At 36.3% G+C, this 19,278-nt stretch carries 17 protein-coding genes; 3 read left to right on the top strand and 14 right to left on the bottom strand.

What is annotated here, in order from left to right; genetic code table 11:
• Positions 1-105: 105 nt before the first annotated feature.
• A complete protein-coding gene (locus FNN09_RS10270; RefSeq protein WP_143302143.1) occupies positions 106-1,527 on the top strand; it encodes a M48 family metalloprotease in 1,422 nt (473 codons plus the stop codon).
• A gap of 264 nt (positions 1,528-1,791) precedes the next feature.
• Here the strand turns inward: FNN09_RS10270 and FNN09_RS10275 are convergent, their stop codons facing one another.
• From FNN09_RS10275 to gcvT, 8 genes are all read right to left on the bottom strand, one after another.
• The gene (locus FNN09_RS10275; protein ID WP_143302144.1) at positions 1,792-2,199 is read right to left on the bottom strand and encodes a hypothetical protein; all 408 of its coding nucleotides are present in this window, start codon (positions 2,197-2,199) and stop codon (positions 1,792-1,794) included.
• 47 nt (positions 2,200-2,246) lie between these two features.
• Positions 2,247-3,173 carry a hypothetical protein gene (locus tag FNN09_RS10280; protein WP_143302146.1) on the bottom strand — a complete coding sequence of 309 codons (927 nt, stop codon included), beginning with the start codon at positions 3,171-3,173 and terminating at the stop codon, positions 2,247-2,249.
• Positions 3,174-3,414: 241 nt separating this feature from the next.
• Positions 3,415-4,401 carry a dihydroorotate dehydrogenase-like protein gene (locus tag FNN09_RS10285; RefSeq protein WP_143302148.1) on the bottom strand — a complete coding sequence of 329 codons (987 nt, stop codon included), beginning with the start codon at positions 4,399-4,401 and terminating at the stop codon, positions 3,415-3,417.
• A 98-nt stretch (positions 4,402-4,499) separates the two neighbouring features.
• Positions 4,500-5,171 carry a YggS family pyridoxal phosphate-dependent enzyme gene (locus FNN09_RS10290; RefSeq protein WP_143302151.1) on the bottom strand — a complete coding sequence of 224 codons (672 nt, stop codon included), beginning with the start codon at positions 5,169-5,171 and terminating at the stop codon, positions 4,500-4,502.
• Positions 5,172-5,283: 112 nt separating this feature from the next.
• Positions 5,284-6,540 (bottom strand): DUF1015 domain-containing protein, encoded by a 1,257-nt coding sequence (locus FNN09_RS10295; protein ID WP_143302153.1) that lies wholly within the window; start codon positions 6,538-6,540, stop codon positions 5,284-5,286.
• Positions 6,541-6,752: 212 nt separating this feature from the next.
• Positions 6,753-7,676 (bottom strand): NAD(P)-dependent oxidoreductase, encoded by a 924-nt coding sequence (locus FNN09_RS10300; protein WP_143302155.1) that lies wholly within the window; start codon positions 7,674-7,676, stop codon positions 6,753-6,755.
• A 77-nt stretch (positions 7,677-7,753) separates the two neighbouring features.
• Positions 7,754-8,824 carry a 3-phosphoserine/phosphohydroxythreonine transaminase gene (gene serC / locus FNN09_RS10305; RefSeq protein ID WP_143302157.1) on the bottom strand — a complete coding sequence of 357 codons (1,071 nt, stop codon included), beginning with the start codon at positions 8,822-8,824 and terminating at the stop codon, positions 7,754-7,756.
• 292 nt (positions 8,825-9,116) lie between these two features.
• Positions 9,117-10,199, bottom strand: a complete 1,083-nt coding sequence (gene gcvT, locus FNN09_RS10310) for a glycine cleavage system aminomethyltransferase GcvT (RefSeq protein WP_143302159.1) — start codon at positions 10,197-10,199, stop codon at positions 9,117-9,119.
• Positions 10,200-10,446: 247 nt separating this feature from the next.
• On the opposite strand from gcvT, the gene FNN09_RS10315 reads away from it, so the two are divergent.
• Both FNN09_RS10315 and FNN09_RS10320 read left to right on the top strand, forming a co-directional pair.
• Complete coding sequence (locus FNN09_RS10315) at positions 10,447-10,911, top strand: Hpt domain-containing protein (RefSeq protein ID WP_143302161.1); 465 nt, start codon at positions 10,447-10,449, stop codon at positions 10,909-10,911.
• 13 nt (positions 10,912-10,924) lie between these two features.
• Entirely contained in the window at positions 10,925-11,233 is a 309-nt protein-coding gene (locus FNN09_RS10320; protein WP_143302163.1) for an STAS domain-containing protein, read from the top strand.
• A gap of 36 nt (positions 11,234-11,269) precedes the next feature.
• Here the strand turns inward: FNN09_RS10320 and citC are convergent, their stop codons facing one another.
• From citC to FNN09_RS10350, 6 genes are all read right to left on the bottom strand, one after another.
• Positions 11,270-12,349: a [citrate (pro-3S)-lyase] ligase gene (gene citC, locus FNN09_RS10325; RefSeq protein WP_143302165.1), complete on the bottom strand. Its 1,080-nt coding sequence runs from the start codon at positions 12,347-12,349 to the stop codon at positions 11,270-11,272.
• Positions 12,346-13,758, bottom strand: coding sequence for a triphosphoribosyl-dephospho-CoA synthase (locus FNN09_RS10330; RefSeq protein WP_143302167.1), 1,413 nt, complete (start codon positions 13,756-13,758; stop codon positions 12,346-12,348). The genes citC and FNN09_RS10330 overlap by 4 nt, the downstream gene beginning before the upstream one ends.
• 4 nt (positions 13,759-13,762) lie before the next feature.
• Entirely contained in the window at positions 13,763-15,316 is a 1,554-nt protein-coding gene (gene citF / locus FNN09_RS10335; protein ID WP_221932478.1) for a citrate lyase subunit alpha, read from the bottom strand.
• 11 nt (positions 15,317-15,327) lie between these two features.
• The gene (locus FNN09_RS10340; RefSeq protein WP_185968960.1) at positions 15,328-16,221 is read right to left on the bottom strand and encodes a CoA ester lyase; all 894 of its coding nucleotides are present in this window, start codon (positions 16,219-16,221) and stop codon (positions 15,328-15,330) included.
• A 6-nt stretch (positions 16,222-16,227) separates the two neighbouring features.
• Positions 16,228-16,518, bottom strand: coding sequence for a citrate lyase acyl carrier protein (citD, locus tag FNN09_RS10345; protein WP_143302171.1), 291 nt, complete (start codon positions 16,516-16,518; stop codon positions 16,228-16,230).
• Between the two features lie 365 nt (positions 16,519-16,883).
• Positions 16,884-19,022 (bottom strand): DPP IV N-terminal domain-containing protein, encoded by a 2,139-nt coding sequence (locus FNN09_RS10350; RefSeq protein ID WP_143302173.1) that lies wholly within the window; start codon positions 19,020-19,022, stop codon positions 16,884-16,886.
• Between the last annotated feature and the right edge of the window lie 256 nt (positions 19,023-19,278).

Below are 19,278 nucleotides of genomic sequence, written 5' to 3' on the forward strand. Positions count from 1 at the left end.
AAAATAAATGCTATAATACACAGCAATACTCATCTCACTATTAAACAATTACCTTCTAGAGTCGTTGATGTATATAAGTATCAAACCTAATTAAATATTATAGCAATGAAAATAAATATCATATATGCTTTAGCATTCTGTTGCACAATATTTAACACAAATGCCCAAAGTATAGAAATTGATAAGCGCCTGGGCAAAGAAAGCGCCAAGGCTGTTGAGTTAGAAATGGGAATCTACAACAACGAGAAGCTCTCAGAATATGTTTCATCTCTCGGGCAGCGCTTAGTATCCCATCTTGACAAACCGTTGTTCGACTATGAATTTCATGTTGTGGATGATCCTATTCCAAATGCATTTGCCACACCTGGAGGATACATATATGTTACCAGAGGTATTTTATCAATAATTGCTAGCGAAGATGAATTAGCTTGTGTTATGGCGCATGAAATAATACATGCTCAAAACCGACACTCGGTAAAACAAATGGGGAAAAGTATTTTACCAAAACTACTGGAATTGCCAGGCCGAGTTGTTGGTCAAGTTGTAAATGATGATATAGGCCGAATATTGAATGCCCCTATCACTACAAGTAATAGTTTGCTATTGGCTTCGTATAGCCGATCACACGAAACAGAATCAGATGTAGAAGGTGTTATTCTCGCTTCAAAGGCTGGATACGACCCTGATGCCATGAAATCTATTTTGGTAAGACTTTCAAAGTCGATGGAAATATTAACCAATCAAAAAGAAGTAAAAGGTTATTTTAATAGTCATCCATACACCCCAGATAGACTAGAAAAGATCACTAAAACCACTGCTAAATTAGATTGGGAAACTAAAACAAAAGTTTCAAAAGACTTTCCTCAACCATTGGATAGTCTATTATTTGGAGCTAACCCAGATAAAGGATTTTTTCAAGAGAATACCTTCATTCACCCAGCGATGAACTTTTCTTTCCAATTTCCAAATGATTGGCATACTGAAAACAAGCCTACTTCAGTTAATGGGATGAACAAGGACAAAAGTGCTGCCTTATTCCTAGGTTTGGATGATGTATCTAAAACACCAAAAGAACTTGCTCATGAATTTATATCTGGCGTAAAAAAAGAACATAGGGCTAAACCTGCCTTTTCTGATCATTATAAGATAAATAATAACGATGGTTATTTAGTTTCGTATTTGGATGATTCAGAAAACAAACAGATGTACATCCATACACTTTGGCTTAAAATGGATGGCAAAATGTTCAAAATTATTGGCATTGCACCCAAATCCAAAGAAGATGAACTCAAAAAGTCTGTTCTTAGCTTTCACCCACTAACTGATAAGGAAAAAAGCATTGTTAAGAATCGATATATTCGTGTTGTAGAAAGTAAAGGAGGAGAAACATTTGATCAGATTTGTAAACATCATAACTGTATTCTTTCGCCTGATCTTACAGCATTTATTAATGGCATGGATTCAACTTCAAGCTTAAAGGATGGCACACTTATTAAAATCATAATTGAGGAAGACTATTTTAACTAAGTCCGCACATATAAAACTTTATCAGATAAGTTACAATGATCATTAATAGACAATTGAAATCGATCAAAAGAAATAGCTTCAATATTGGCGGATGCCCTGTTAAATAAACAGATTATTCATCCAGTATGCTATATTAAATACTCTTTATTGTCATCCCCACACCTACAACAAATAAGTTTATAAATACAAAGTCCCCATGGTTTACAATGAGGACTTTGTGATATAATTTATGCTATATTCTACCTGAAAAACAGTGTAACAGCACTATCTCTTTTTACGCTTTATAGATTCAATTCCAAACATGACAGCAACACATCCGCTTATCAGCTCACTGTTGCCATGTTCCAATATATTCATTTCCACAATTAATAATTGTGTTGTTTCAACTTTAAAATCCCAGGTCAAACGATAGTTATGCTCTTCATTATCAAAAAGAACATTACCCTGCTTATCTCTAAGTTTAAAATGAATATCTGGCAGTTGTTCAACTTTTGATATGGCAATGCGGTAGTTTTCACCACTAAAAAAGGTTTTAAATAACTCGGCCTTTTCACCTTCTTCCAGTATTGCAGCATTATAGTTTCCATCATGCAAGTAATCACCCAGGGGCTCTTTTCCAATACTCTTTGCAAAATCGATACACTGAGCTTCAACACCAATGTACGATGTCAAACAAAAAAGTATAATCAGAAGAATGCGCATATGTACTTTATGAGAAATTATGAGACAAATTCATTCCTAATCTCTTCTACCTTTTTCATTAACTTTTCGAATACTACAGGAGAAATTACCGCTTCTGATTCTGCTTTAATAGTAGTAACACGCGTTTCAGCATTAGTTTCCGCCTCAACCTTTGACGTATTGTTGATTTCTACTTGCTCAAATATTTCATTAAGTTCACTAATGCGAGTTAGAAGATAGTTAACATCTTCGTTGCTCTTATATTCTTCAAGTAAATTAATAACGGTATAAAGACTCAACTTCTGATAAACGATTCGATCTATCAGTCTCTTATTGTTATCTACAGAACCATTGGTTAAACGAGTTGCCAAATATAAACCTTCAACCCATCCACCAACAAGAACCATTACTGCAATAGCTGGTCTGTCATTCTCAGTTAAATAGGCATTGGATGACATGAATGTTTCTGATATAATATCAAGCATCACATCTCTATCATCCACATTCTCCTCTAGCTTGCGCATCGTCTCTTCATCAATGGCATCGATAATTCCTAAACCGTCTGCTAACCTTTTTGCGTTAGCCATATACTTAATCGAACTTTGCGTTTGATCAAACAAGCTTGTATAACTCAAATCGGCAGAATAAACACCCAAATTCAAGGCCTTCTGACGATTGGTTGAATACTTTTCAATATTTGAAAGTGGATTCAATAACTCTTCGTTATAGGTCGCTCCTGCTCGTTTAATAAGCATAGCCGTCTCTAGCGGAGATGGCAATGAGTAAAAGATTAACTTTGATTTCTTAAAGCCATCTACTAATTTATCATCTACAACTACTGTTTCAACAATTTCTTGTTCGTCGGACTTTTGCTTTTTCTGACTTGAATTACAAGACGAAAGTATGAAAGCAGCAATAGCAACAGTTAATAAACAAAAGGTGGTTTTGGTCAATACACTTCTCATAATGAAATATTATTTATACTTCTAATAAGTTATCTCAATAGTTTTAAACACGAAAATTAATATAAAAATATTAAATAATCCGAATACACAGTGTTTTTAAGGCTATTATTATTTACTGTTCTGGTTTTCATAGTAAAAACACCTTGCACAATTCTTACACGTACATCTAATAACTAAGTACTTATAACGAAAAGAGTCCTGCTTTGATAAAAACAGGACTCTTAGCTCTAAAATATTATTATTACTCGTATGAAGAGAAATATTTCATAAACTGAGCCCTCTCATATACTGCAGGACTATCAATATTACCATAACTCATCTTTCCCCTGAATTCTTCAATGCTGCCAAATCCTTTTGCATCCATCCACTGCTCCACATCGCTTAGCATTTTTGTAATTACAGATGGTCCATTTTTATATACTGCCGAACAAGTTTGTACCGACGTTGCTCCCGCTAATAATTGTTTTACCACGGCAGCACCATCGTGAACGCCTGTTGAGGCCGAAATATCAATGTTTTTAATCTTATCGGAAGTGATAGCAACCCATCGTAAGGTTCTTCTCATATCTGCTGCTGTACTGAGTACTTCAGCCGAAGTTAATGTCATCTTTTCAATGTCGATATCCGGCTCGTAAAAGCGGTTAAATAACACAACTCCTTTAGCTCCTGAAACAGATAAACGATTAACAACGTTCACCAAGTTGGAGAAATAAGAACCTAACTTGATGGAAACTGGTATACTCACCACCTTACTTACCGATTCCACAACATCAACATACAATTGCTCATACACCTGTGGATCGCTATTCTTATCGGTGTTAAGAACAAATACGTTTAATTCAATAGCATCGGCTCCTGCCTCTTGAATCTGCTGCGCAAAATCAACCCATTCATTTGATGAGAAACAATTAATACTTGCAATAACTGGTATGTCGTATTTCGCCTTTGTTTCTTTAATTACTTTCAAGTAATCACCAACTGAGTTATCGCGTGTATAGCCTTTTACATAATCAGCTGCTTCTGGGTAATCAAACCCTTCACCTTTATAAATAGCACTGTTGATTTCGTGATTTATCTGCTCCTCAAATAAGGATTTAAGTACAACTGCACCAACACCAGCATCAACCAGCTTACCAATTTTTTCAGCACTATTCGTTAAGCCTGAGCTACTTACAATTATTGGATTTTTAAGGGTTATTCCCAGGTACTTAGTTTCTAAATTTGCCATCGGGTCAATTATTATTTTTCACGTACTTTGAACAAATATAAACAAAACTCATCCACACGAAAACGCCAACAAAAAATTATTGCTTATATAGAATGGTTTTAATGATAATTTCGAACGCCAAAGATGGAACTACCAACACGTACCATGGTGCTCCCCTCTTCAATTGCTAATTGATAATCACCTGACATTCCCATACTTATCTCAGAAAAACAAGAATCATTTACAAACACTTGTGTTTTTAATTTATCAAATACATTTTTTAAACTTTTAAATTCCTGCCGTATCTGATCAGTATCGTTTGTGAATGTAGCCATTCCCATTACTCCTTTGAGCTCCACATACTTCAATTCACTTAAAAGCAAAGGAGTTAATAAGTTTAGCAACTCCTCTTCTGAAAAACCAAATTTTGTTTGCTCTTGAGCAATATGGACCTGCAACAAGCAAGCAATTTTCCTATTGTTCTTCTTGCCTTCTTTATTTATAGTTTTTAAAAGTTTTTCAGTATCAACACCATGAATTAGACTCACAAACGGAGCAATATATTTCACTTTGTTACTTTGTAAATGGCCTATCATATGCCACTCAATATCTTTGGGCAAAGACTCATACTTACCAACTAACTCCTGCACCTTATTTTCGCCTAACACCCGCTGACCTGCTTCATAGGCTTGCATCAAATCTTCATTGGGTTTAGTTTTAGAAACAGCGACTAATTTTGCTCTTCCATCAATCTGCTTAAGTACAGCCTGCAAATTATTTTGTATCGACATAAATTGAATATTAAAGTTCAAATTTACTCAACAGAAACTAGTGTACAAAAAAAAGCCCCCTTTGAAAGGAGGCTTTAGTGGATATTTAGCTAGTCTGTTAACCAGGTAAAGACTATTTAGATTCTAATTTATGAATAACTAGACCAGAACGCAACTTAGGCTCAAACCATGTTGTTTTAGGAGGCATAATATTACCAGTATCGGCAATATCAATTAATTGCTGCATTGACACTGGATACAAGGCGAAAGCAACCTTCATACCACCACCATCAACTCGTTTTTTCAATTCACCCAATCCTCGGATACCACCAATAAAATCGATACGAGTTGAACGACGTAAGTCTTCAATTCCTAACATTTTATCCAAAACATGATCAGATAAAATAGTTACGTCAAGAACCCCGATAGGGTCATTATCATTATACGTTCCCTCTTTAGCATTTAACTTGTACCACTTACCCTCAAGGTACATGCTAAATTCGTGTAGTTTTGCTGGACGGTACTCAGCCTCACCCATGCACTCAACAACGAAAACTTCTTCTAGTTTGGTTAATAATTCTTCTGGGGTTAAACCATTCAAATCTTTAACTGCACGATTGTAATCAATAATATTCAACTGATTATCTGGGAAATGAACAGCCATAAAGAAGTTATACTCCTCATCACCAGTGTGGTTAGAGTTTTGACCTCTTTTTTCGTCACCGATACGAGCAGCAGCTGCAGTACGGTGGTGTCCATCAGCTACGTAGGTAGCAGGCACTTTCGTTTCAAACAACTCTTCTAACTTGGCATTAATAGCTGCATCGTTAATGGCCCAAAGATGATGACCAAAGCCATCTTCAGCTGTAAAATCGTAATCAGCAGTTTGATTTTTAACGATATTTTCTACAATAGCATCGATTTCAGGCACAGCTTTGTACGAGAAGAATACTGGCTCTATGTTGGCATCTAAATAACGCGTCAAGATCATACGATCTTCCTCTTTATCCGGACGTGTTAACTCATGCTTTTTAATAATACCGTTGGCATAATCTTCACAAGCAGCAGCACCAACAATACCATACTGAGTTCTTCCATCCATTGTTTGAGCATAGATGTAATACTTAGCTTCGGTATCCTGTACTAACCATCCTTTTTCCTGGAAAGATTTTAGATTAGATACTGATTTCTCATACACTTCTTCAGAGTGAATGTCAGTTCCTGCTGGACAATCTATTTCTGCACGTGTAATATGCAATAATGAACAGTCTTTTCCTTCTGCCATTTGAGCAGCCTCTTCGCTGTTCATAACATCATAAGGTAAACATGCTAAGTCCTGTGAAATATTCTGTGGAGGTCTTAGGCCTTTGAACGGTTTTATAATTGCCATCGTTAAATATTTAGTTAGTTTTTACAATTATTTTTATTTATCCAGACCGTTTATTTAGGTCTGTTTGCTCAAACACAAATGTAAGTAATCGTATGTTAGCGATTAGGTGACTTTCGTCAACATTAAAGGTGATTTTTACTGTTTTATAACATCTGAATACAACAAACGCTGCCCAAACAAGAGCAGCGTTCAAAATATGTTGTTCAAATTGACTACTTGTTCACCTTATAAGTCTCATCTCCATTTTCGAAGAAACCAATAATTTGATTAGCACCTGCTACACCAGCATTTATATTAGCTTCGGCAGTTTGAGCACCCATTTTCTTTGGAGTAAAGAAATAACGACCTTCGAATTTAGCTTCAATATCTGCTTTACAATCTGGAGCAATGTCCGAAATATATGTGAAGTCAGGCCGATCAGCCATTAACTTCATCAATTCTTCTTCATGAATCACTTCTTTACGAGCTGTATTAACAAGCGCACCACCCTTTGGCATCTTATTTAACAAATCGTAATTAATTGATTGCTTTGTATGTGCATTAGCAGGGATGTGTAGAGACACATAATCACATGTTGAATATAATTCTTCAACAGTATTTAATGGCTTAATACCAGCAGCTTCAATCTTTTCTTTAGCAACAAATGGATCAAAAGCGAATACTTCCATACCAAAACCTTTGGCAATTTCAGCAACATACTGGCCAACATTACCATAAGCATGAATACCAATCTTCTTGCCTCTTAATTCTGTTCCAGCAGTACCGTTATAACCATTACGAGCCATAAATACCATCATACCCAACACTAATTCACCTACAGCATTTGAGTTTTGACCAGGTGTATTCATTGCTACAACGCCATTTTCAGTACAAGCTTCCAAATCAAGGTTATCGTAACCTGCTCCTGCACGCACTACAACCTTTAGCTCTGGTGCTGCTTCAATTACCTCGCGTGTTACCTTATCGGAACGAACAATCATGGCATGTACATCCTTTACAGCATCTAACAACTGTGCTTTATCGGTGTACTTTTCAAGAAGAGCTAATTCGTAACCAGCTTCTTTTACAATAGGTGCAATTTGATCAATGGCAGCCTTAGCAAAAGGCTTTTCTGTAGCAACTAATATTTTTTTCATCGTGCTAAAAAATTAAATGTGGTAAAAAAAAGTAAGCTCCAAAAAGGAGCCTACTTAATATATTAGGTTATCGTTTATTAATGCTTTGCTTCAAATTCTTTCATTGCATCAACTAATGCCTGAATGCTAGCTTTAGGCATTGCATTGTATGTTGAAGCACGGAATCCACCAACTGAACGGTGTCCTTTAATTCCGCTCATACCTCGTGCAGTTGCAAAATCAAAGAATTCTTTTTCTAGTTCTTTGTATTCGTCATTCATAATGAAACAGATATTCATTAATGAACGATCCTCAAGATCAGCAACAGGTGCCTTAAATAAACGGCTACTGTCAATTGCATCATAAAGAACAGCTGCTTTCTCAATGTTGATTTTCTCCATTGCTGCAACACCACCCATCTCTTTCAACCAACGAAGTGTTTGAAGAGCTGAGAATACAGGGAATACAGGAGGTGTATTAAACATTGAGCCGCCATCAATATGTGTACGGTAATCCAACATTGTAGGAATATGACGATCCATTTTACCTAAAGCATCTTGCTTAACAATAGCAAATGTAACGCCTGCTGGGGCTAAGTTCTTTTGAGCACCACCATAAATTAAGGTGTATTTTGAAATATCAACAGGACGAGAGAAGATATCAGATGACATGTCTGCTACTAAAGGAACATTTACATCTAAATCTTTCTTAATCTCAGTACCGTAAATAGTATTATTGGTAGTAATATGGAAATAATCAGCATCAGAAGGAATATCGTATCCTTTTGGAATATGGTTATAAATAGAATCTTTTGAAGACGCTACTTCCACTACTTCACCAAAAGCTTTTGCCTCTTTTAATGCCTTGTTAGCCCAAGTACCTGTATTAAGGTAAGCTGCTTTCTTTTGCATTAGGTTAAAAGGTACCATGCAAAATTGAGTACTGGCACCACCACCTACGAAAACCACTTCGTAACCTGCAGGAATGTCCAACAATTCTTTAAACAAAGCAGTTGCTTCGTCCATTACGGCAACAAACTCTTTGCTACGGTGCGAAACTTCTAACAATGATAGACCTGTTCCGGCAAAATTAATTACGGCTTCAGCCGAATTTTTAATCGTTGATTCAGGCAAAATAGAAGGCCCTGCTGAGAAATTGTGAATCTTCATTTTATAAAAAATTTAAATACTGCTTATTATTTCTTGTCTCTGTTACTAATGAATTGAGCGTATAAAATTATGAAATATATGACGTAAAGCACACTAAATCAGAAAAAATATAACTTTCAAATTAAAAGCATTTTAAAGTATTTTACCTCTAACCCAACGTTATCAATTAGTGTATTTCAGTTGCTAATATATCTAATTATCAACATGCTAGTTTACGTCGTTACATCACAAACAAAAACATGATATTTATCATCTTTTTGTTTGTGATTGCATATTTATTTCAAATATAGACTTAAACAAATGGTAGTTTAACCACCTTAGCTTTTAATTTGCGGTTACGAACTTTAATAAAAATTTCGGTATCGAACTTGGTATAGCCTTTATTAATGTATGCCATGCCGATTCCTTTTTGAAGCATTGGCGACATTGTACCTGAAGTCACTCGTCCAATCACTTCGTCATTTTCAGTTACAACTTCATAATCTTTGCGAGGAATACCTCTGTCTTCAAGAACGAATCCTCTCAAACGGCGAGAAACTCCCTCTTCCTTTTGCTTTAACAAGTATTCTTTATCGATGAAGTTATTTTGGTCGTTAAATTTAGTAATCCAACCTAAACCAGCTTCAATTGACGTTGTTGTCTCGTCAATGTCGTTACCATATAAGCAAAAACCTTTTTCAAGACGTAAGGTATCACGAGCAGCCAACCCAATAGGTAAAATGCCCTCTTCTTCACCTGCTTTGAATATAGCTTCCCAAGCTTTATCAGCATCATCATTATAAATATACAATTCAAAACCACCAGAACCAGTATAACCAGTATTTGAAATAATCACATTTTCAACACCAGCAATTGCTCCAACTTGAAAAGTATAATAAGGGATAGATAATAAATCAATATCAGTCAACTTTTGAAGAACAGCAGTAGCCTTAGGTCCCTGAATGGCCAATTGAGAAATAGCATCACTTGCATTTTCAATTTCAGCACCCATTGTATTTTGCTCACTCACCCAAGCCCAATCTTTATCAATGTTAGATGCATTGACTACTAATAAATACTTTTCTTCTTCGTATTTATAAACCAATAAATCATCTACAATACCACCTTTACCGTTTGGAAAGCACGAATACTGTGCCTGACCAACTGATAATGCTGCCACATCGTTAGTAGTTACTTTTTGAACCAAATCGAAAGCTTTTGGTCCTTTTACCCAAAACTCTCCCATGTGAGAAACATCAAAAACACCTACGCCATTACGTACGGTCATGTGTTCGTTGTTAATACCCGAATATTCAACTGGCATTTCGAAGCCTGCAAATGGAACAATTTTCGCTTCTAACGATTCGTGAAACTTGTAAAAGGCTGTTCTTTTCATTGTTATACTATTATTAAATCTTGATTATTCAAATAAAATCCTTGCGTTAAATTATCAGTTTGCAAGTTGAGCAAATGTAGAAATAAAATCAACTGCCAAAAAATGATAATTATCGGCTTTAAACACTAATAAATATCACCTATTTATATTTATGGACAATGGTGTCTAAATTATTTCAGTCAAAAAAGTTACTTTTGCTAAATATTTTGTACTTTGAACTTTTGAATTAATTTGAAAGAAATAATTTATGCCAAACCCATACACCCACATTAATCTGGGCTACCTAGAAAGCATTACCGACGGTAGCCAGGAACTTATAAAAGAACTTATTACCATTTTTATTGAGCAGATTCCAGAATTTAAAGAAGGCTTTGAAGAAGGCATCAATAAAAAAGATTGGGTTAAAATAGCAGCAGTTGCTCACAAAGCTAAATCATCCGTTATGTCAATGGGGATGGAAGAACTTGGTAATACTGATTTAAAAAACCTGGAACTAATCGCTAAAATGTTACGGATCGATGAAATTAGTGATTCATCTGATAACAGCGAAGAAATTCAACAACTTAAAAAGAATGTTGATGGCTATCCTGAAGATCGCAAGGCATGGCTTGATGCAAATAAAAATATAAATGCAGTTGAAACATTGATTAATGGCTTTAACTGTACTTGCGAAGCAGCTTTAGTAGAACTGCAAAATGTTTTAAATAACTAATAAAAACCACTATATGCTACAAGTTAAAGAACATGATGGGGTAATGTTCGGCTTATTAGCTGATACCGACAGATTAAACGCCACTGTGGCTTCTGAAGTAAAGGCTGACTTAACGGATACACTATCTTCAAAAGGCACCAAATTAGTTTTGGACCTTACAAACATCAACTTTATTGACAGCACTGGAATTGGAGTCCTAATTAGTGCTTTAAAAACCGCCAGACAAAACGATGGCGCATTTCAACTATCAGGTTTAAAAGCGGAAGTTTTAAGCTTATTAAAGCTGATGAAACTCGACAAAGTGTTTGATATTATTAGCTAAAAAGATATTTAAAACCGCCTTACAGGCGGTTTTTTTTTAATGTCTTGCATCCACCTCCTGTAAGGTTGTTTGCATTTTATGCACATCTAGTTGCTGCAGATAATTAATTGTTGATTCAGGCAGTAACTGAAGCAAACGCTGAAATTCTCCATTTTTAATCGCTTCTCTTACCTTGCTGGCGCTGATAAAATCGCCCTTTCCAATAGTCTGTATAGTTTCTTTACGATTCAACTCGTAAAACTGCACCCCTTTGACTGGTAGTATTAATCGCATCGCATCGTTGTACATCGACGTTGTTGTACAATAATTTTCGGTTCCTACATACCTCTTTTTAATGCCTAACTGTGGTGCAATGTGTTGACTAAATATTTCAATATCTAACTCTGCTTGCTTTTGCGTTACACCGCTAGGCGATTCATTCTTTAGGAAATAGTCTGGAAATGTAGCGCACGAAACAATATAGTTGCCCCCCTTAAGAATTCTAACATTGGGTAAGTGAGAGGTGCCCAATTGAACCATTTCAAAGCGATCTTTAAAAGAAAACAATGAGCGTTCTGATTCAACTACAAAAACATACACTAAATCATTGTCAGCAGCTGCACTTTCTATTAAATACTGATGCCCTAATGTAAATGGATTACAGTTCACTACAATTGATGCAACTTCCTTTTCTCCATTTTTACTTTTTATTGATTGCAAGTACTTTTTATAATCATCAATACTCTGGTACCCAAACTCCAGTAGTGAAATCAATGGCTCCGCAGTAGCAATATGCCGATAACCAATACCACAAAAGCGTGTAATGTTTTCTGGGCGTGTAAAAACAAAAGCTTGTTGGTTGTCGAACATCACACGTTCAGTTAAATGCGTAACAATGTGCGCAAAGGCTCCAGACTCTCTATACTGAGGTGCCACAGCGACATATTTCAACACATTTCCTTTACAGGAACCTACACCAACAATATCATCATTTAAAGTATATAAAATAACACTATAATCAACTGTCGATTCTTCAAAATAAAAGCCCAAAGGCGATAGAAATCGACGTATCAACTCTACATCATATCTACTTGTAAGGTCAGGTTCTTCAATCCTAAAATCTGAATTTTCAATCATGCCCTAATCTTTCCAAATTTATTCTTACAATGAAACAACATTATAGTCAAGGCCAACAGATCTGCAGATCCACCTGACGAAATCTTTTGACTATTACACCATTCAACCAAGTCATCATATGCTACTTCCTCACCTTTCTTCCATGCTTCCAAAGCATGAGACGACTTGCGCTTTAACTCTTCAAGTACACTTTTGCCATGACGATATAAAACATTCGTATCGTTATTAACCGACATAATTTTAAGTAACACGGGTATCAAACTCTGCTTCATTTCACTATCTGACATGAAAAAAAAATCATGTTTCACTAAAGCAGACAATACAGGCAAAGCATGATTAAAGATGGTTGGGAATCCTTGTTCAGCCTCACCCCTAGCACCAGCACCTTGCAAACCATAATTAACAAAACAATTCTGTCCGTGTGACAAGTTCAATGAGCCATTAAGCGCACATAATTCTTTCTGCACAATTCCATTACAAATCTTTTGAATCGTGGCAATGAAGGCATTGGCTTTAAAGTAGCCCACCTTTTTTATAACTCTAACACATGAAAAACAACTTAAACACATTAAAAATACAGCCCCTTTATGGGTGTTAACCCCATTAGTTGCTCTAAGCATTTCCTGCTCCATTTTTAAGCCAATTTGTCTAATATAGGGCAGCGCTTTACGATCATCTTTATCCGTGTAGTTGATCGCCAGCGTAGCTAGCTCCTGGAAATAAGGAGCTAAGGCAGCGCAGGAATTTATAAAGGTCATAAAGTCCATATCACTATGGGCTCCAGGTGCATTCCTACACACTAAACCAGGCTTTGGACTCAAGGCCACTTCGTGCATCAAGCCATTGACAGCATATTGTACAACTGACTTTACGATGCTATCATTTCTTTGTTGTTCTTCAAAAACCCCAATAGCATTCATCATGCACTCACGCACTTCAGTAATTGTGTGGTGCTGTAATTTCCTGCATTCTTCAGCTGCCTTATCACATAAAAAACACTTTTTTGCTTTTCCTGAAGATATTGGAAGACCCATAGAACTCATTACGTCCAAATCAACAATTCTCCCTAAAGGAAATTCTTGCTCAAATAATTCTGTTAATTGCTTCAGGTCTTCAGCTTTCAAAAGTGTTTGATCCAAAAGATATAGAAAACAATCACCAGAAAAATCGTTAAACATCTCCTTTTTAGCCCATTGTAAATTAGGATAATGACTGGTAAAAAACCGCTCGAACTCATCATCAACTGCCGAGATAAAACGATGCAATTGTTGATTACTTTTGGGAAGACCAGGAATATTTAACTGCAAAGAAACTAGATGATAGCGACCAGAAAGCATGCTCAACTTTCGTTGTTGACGCTCCTCACGTGCTTCTAATAAGTTAGCAAATATTTCAGCCTCTCCCATCATCCCTCTACTCTTTAACCTGATGGATTACATCTATAACCGTACCATCACGATATTCAACAACTCCCACAATACGATCCAATATTTCAATTGGCTTGGCTTTACCGGTAATTAACTCCACCTCTTTTGCCAGATCAACAATATCTTTGGTAACAATACCAGCTTTTTCCAAATTCTGCTTTAATTCTTTACGCTGAGGATTAACACAAATACCGCGTTCCGTAACCAAAACATCAATGCTTTCACCTGGCGTTACAATAGTATGTACCTTTTCTTTAACAATAGGAATACGACCTCGAAACGATGGACAAACAACAACAGTTAAATTAGCTCCCGAAGCTGTGTCGCTATGACCTCCTGAAGCCCCACGCACATACCCCTCAGATCCAGTAATAACATTCACGTTAAAGTTGGTGTCTATTTCAAGCGCACCAAGAACCACAATATCGAGTTTATTTGTCATGCAGCCACAGTTAAATGGATTGGCATACAAACCAGCAGGAATTTCGATATGATAAGGATTATCCATCAGTGACGTACTGACTGCCGCGTCAAAAGATTGCACATCAAAAATTGAACGGAACAAACCCTCGTTAAGCATATCTACACCATATGAAGTTACCCCACCAAGAATAAAACTCCCTTTTATGGTGCGTTGTTTCATAATTTTACGAATGTATTTGGCAACTGCCAATGAAGCACCACCAGCACCTACCTGAAAACTAAAACCATCCTCTAGCTCCCCAGAATGTTCGATTACCTGAGCTGCTAATCGTGCAATTTGCAAATCCATTGGCGCTTTTGTGATACGGGTAGTACCTCCAGCAATTTTTGACGGATCACCAATGGAATCCACTTTAACCACATAATCGATGTAATTCTGAGTTACCGACTGTGGCACACACGGATAATCAACAATGTTATCGGTAACAACAATCACTTGCTTGGCATACCACGAGTCAATGGCAGCGTATCCCATTGAACCAAATGCAGATGGGCCATGCGCACCTGTTGCATTACCCTCAATATCTGAAGAAGAAGCAGCCAATATGGCTAAGTCAATTTTAATTTTACCAGTATGTACACTACGTACTCTACCTCCATGTGAATGTATCACAAATGGCTTGGGCATAACGCCTTGTGCCAATGCCTTACCCAGCTCTCCTCTTATGCCGCTGGCATAAATCTGAGTTATTGTACCATCTTTAAAGTATGGTAAGATTGGGTCGTGAGCAGTGGTTAAACTACTAGCTGCTAAAGTTATATCTTTAATACCCAGTTCTGCTAATATCTTTATGGCTTCAAAAACTAAGTTATCACCACCACGCAAATGATGATGAAACGAAACCGTCATTCCATCTTTGGGATTTGAACGAATGATTGCATCCCTTAAGCTATCACAAACTTTATTAGAATGTGGCATTTTTGCTTTTACAGGTGGCGGAACTGTTTCTTCTTCCATCCATCCCTTTTTAAGCTTGGTAAAAGCCCCCTCAAATGGCTCTAACTTACCAATTCCAATTAATTCAGAGGGCATATCTATTTGAAGTTTATTTTTCACAACAATTTACTTTAAAGAGATTCTACATCAACATCTGCCATTTCTAAAACGCGCAATGCACGTTGTACCACGGGTGCATCAACCATTTTACCATCTACAGCAAAAACACCAATACCCTCAGCCTTATTGCGCTCAAATGCTTTAACAATTTTAGCAGCTTTTCTAATTTCCAAATCAGTGGGGGTAAACACCTCATTTACCACTTCTATTTGCCTTGGGTTGATTATAGCTTTGCCAGTAAAACCTAACTTCTTAATGTATTCGGCTTCCTCACGTAAACCATCTTCATTTTCTACATCAACATATACTGTATCAAACACATCAATTTTGCATGCTTTTGCTGCCATTACAATTTGTTTACGGGCATAATCAATGCCCACACCATCATTAGCTTTTACCAATTGCATATCAGCAGCTAAATCCTGTCCTCCAATAGAAATGGCATCAATACGTGATGAGTACTTTGCAATATCGTACACGTTCTGAACACCTAAAGCGGTTTCAATCATAACATGTACATTCATCACATCGTGCGGTAAGCCGCACTCATCTTCTATCTGTTCAATAACATTAATAATTCGTTCAATTTCATCCAATGTTTCGACCTTTGGTAATCGAATGGCATTTGGCTGTAAGGGTACTATTTGTTTGAGGTCCTCTAAACCAAAAGGTGTATCAATATGATTAACACGAACAGTAACTTCACACCCCTCGTAAGAAATGTACTTAAGCATGTGAGATACCAAAGTACGCGCTGCATCTTTCTGATTTAATGCTACGGCATCTTCTAAATCGAGCAATAAACCATCTGCTCCATACACACTACCTTGCTGCAACATAGCTGGATTATTGCCAGGTATGTACAACATGGTTCGCCTTTTAAAGGTTTTCTGTTTTGTGTCCATCATTGATTATTTTAGGGTTCCAGTTTGCAATTGTGCAGCACGCTTTAAAGCGGTTTCTAAACGCGCAGAAATAGTAGGAGGTAATGCTCCCTTATCATTGATAATTAAACGAACATCGTTAATTTCATAAAAGTCTAATCCGTCGTTAATCTGTTTCAGTAGATCATCTCCAAATTGCTGCATCACAATTGATTTCAATTCAATAATTCGACCTGCTCCCTCAACAACAGGCTCAACCATTATTAACACATCACTTGATTCGAAACTACCTGCTTGAGCTTTTGTTATAAGTTTCATAGTTTGTAATTAAAGAAAAATTTCATCAAATATTGTACTTAATCCTCTAATTACCTAGCTACAAATATGGTTCTATAACATATTTTATAGAGCAACACTTCACAACAAACACAACACACTCATATCATGCACAATACATCAATCCATGATATTTATCAGGCCACAGTAACTACTATTAAAAAACTGCTATACACACAGTTAGTGTCGTCTTGTTTTTTACATTTAATTTATTGCTTTGTTCGCAAATAATATTTTCTTTATTAAGATGCTTTGCACCTAAACGTTAAAGACTTATAAGGCAATGCATAAAAAAAGCCTGACAAATTGTATTATGCCAGGCTCCCAAATATTATTGTTTGAAGAATTTATAAGAAGTCATCAAAATACAGCGTGACTTTCTCCATTAAATGAACTCTGTCTTTACCAAGTACATTATGCTCGTGACGAGGGTAAGGGAAATAATCGATCTGAACTCTATTTTTCACACACTCACGCACAAACGACAGACTATGCTGCCATACAACCACAGGATCAATTGCCCCATGTATCACCAATAGTCTACCATCTATATTCTTAACTTGTTTTTTAAGATTGGCCTGTTCGTATCCCTCCGAATTTTCTTGTGGAGTATCCATATAGCGCTCTCCGTACATTATTTCATAATACTTCCAGTCAATTACTGGTCCGCCTGCTGCACCTACTTTAAAAACATCAGGATGCTGAGCCATCATTGAAATAGTCATAAAACCACCATAACTCCAACCATGTACACCAATGCGATCTGCATCCACAAAGGGTAAAGATTGCAGGTATTTTACGCCTTGCATTTGATCTTCTACTTCCAACTGACCCAATTGACGATGGATAGCTTGTGCAAATTCTTTTCCTCGATAAGCAGTACCCCTATTATCCAAAGTAAAGGCAATATATCCTTTCTGAGCCATGTATAGCTGCCAACCTCGCGCGCCGCCTAACCACTTATTTTGAACCAATTGAGAGTGCGGACCTCCGTAAACGTAAACTATTACAGGATACTTTTTTGAAGGATCAAAACCAACAGGCAAAATCATACGTGCATCCAAATCAAAATTACCATCTTTGGTCTTTAACTTAAGCAATTCAACTTTCCCTGTTTCAATTTCTCCATATGGATTATCAACCACCTGCAGAGTTTTCAATAAGCGTCCTTTCGTATCTTTTAAATTAGTTTTTGAAGGAACATTAAGGGACGAGAAAGTAGTCAAAGCAAAACGTCCATCCTTACTAATCTTAACTCTATGAACCCCCTCTTCTTGCGTAATTCTATTCATCTTACCTGATGCTAAACTCACACGGTACACATGTCTTTCCAGAGCTTCTTCTTTAGTAGATTCAATGAAAATATATTTTGAAGCTTTATCAAACCCAAGCACTTTTGTTACTTCCCAAGAGCCCGTTGTCAGTTGCTTTTTCAACTTACCATTCAAGTCATATATATATAAATGATTGAATCCATCTTTTTGACTTTGCCATATAAAATCCCCCTTTTTATTCGGTATAAACAAAGCAGGGTGTTGCGGCTCTGTCCAACGATCATCTTTCTCTTCCAACAATGTTTCAACATAATCGCCTGATTGAGCATTGTATTTTTTGAGCTGCATATGGTTTTGCTCACGATTCAACTCTGCAACTAGTAAAAACTGATTATCTGGAGTCCAACAAATATTTGTAAAATAACGATCGGTAGGTTCGCCCGTTTTTAAATAAATGGTTTTTTGCGAGGATAAATTATAAACACCAACTGTTACCTGATGACTATTCATACCAGCCATTGGATACTTAATATTCTCAAGCTTTGCCACGCGCTCATCCACATTAACCAATGGATAATCACTTACCATGGAGTTATCTTCGCGATAAAAAGCTAAATACTGACCATTGGAAGACCAGAAAGTTCCTTTATTAATTCCAAATTCATTACGATGAACCGTTTGTCCGAAAATAATATCATCCCCCTCATTCCCTGCAATCATTTGACTATCATCATTACCTTTTTTAAGGTATAACGAAGTTCCTTTTGTGAAAGCCATTAAAGCTTCATCCTCTAACAAGTCAATGTTACTCGCTTCCTTTTCTTTATTTATAACCATTAAAACCTTTTCAGCATCTTGATCTATTTTCACAAAAGAATCCTTGGTACTAAAAGAAAAAACATTTTCTGAAACCCATGTTAATCGGGGCATTCTATTTAATGGTGCAACACTTTCCTTTTTTAATATCGCGTTTAACCAAACTAAATCGAATGAGAATTTTTTATCAGCCGAATTAATACCCTGTACAAAAACTGAATCGGATTGCTGATACACTAAGGTATTTGAATCCCCTTTAAAATTAACGTTGATGGCACGTGGGTAATAATTATAGAAACCCTTTCCACCATGAATAACATCTTCAATAGTCAACTGTGCGTAGGAGCTAACACTAACTACCACAGACATTAGGAACAAGACAAATACACTCTTCATAATTTTAGTTTATTTTAAATTTTATCAATCAACATTAGAAAAATCAAGCGTGCAAAGAATACATCACGCATTGAAAATGCACAATTGGGAAATAAAAACTAATTATACAATGAAAAAAGTAAGGAATCGCGAAGAATCCTTAACCCATTCAGTATTAATCATTATTTACATCCGTTGCCATAATTTTAATATGGAATCAATATTTTTTAATCAATGAACAGCATTAATTGACAACTTTTAAATATCTTTCAGAAAA

The sequence above is a fragment of the Carboxylicivirga sp. M1479 genome (assembly GCF_007097485.1).
Taxonomy (GTDB): Bacteria; Bacteroidota; Bacteroidia; order Bacteroidales; family Marinilabiliaceae; genus Carboxylicivirga.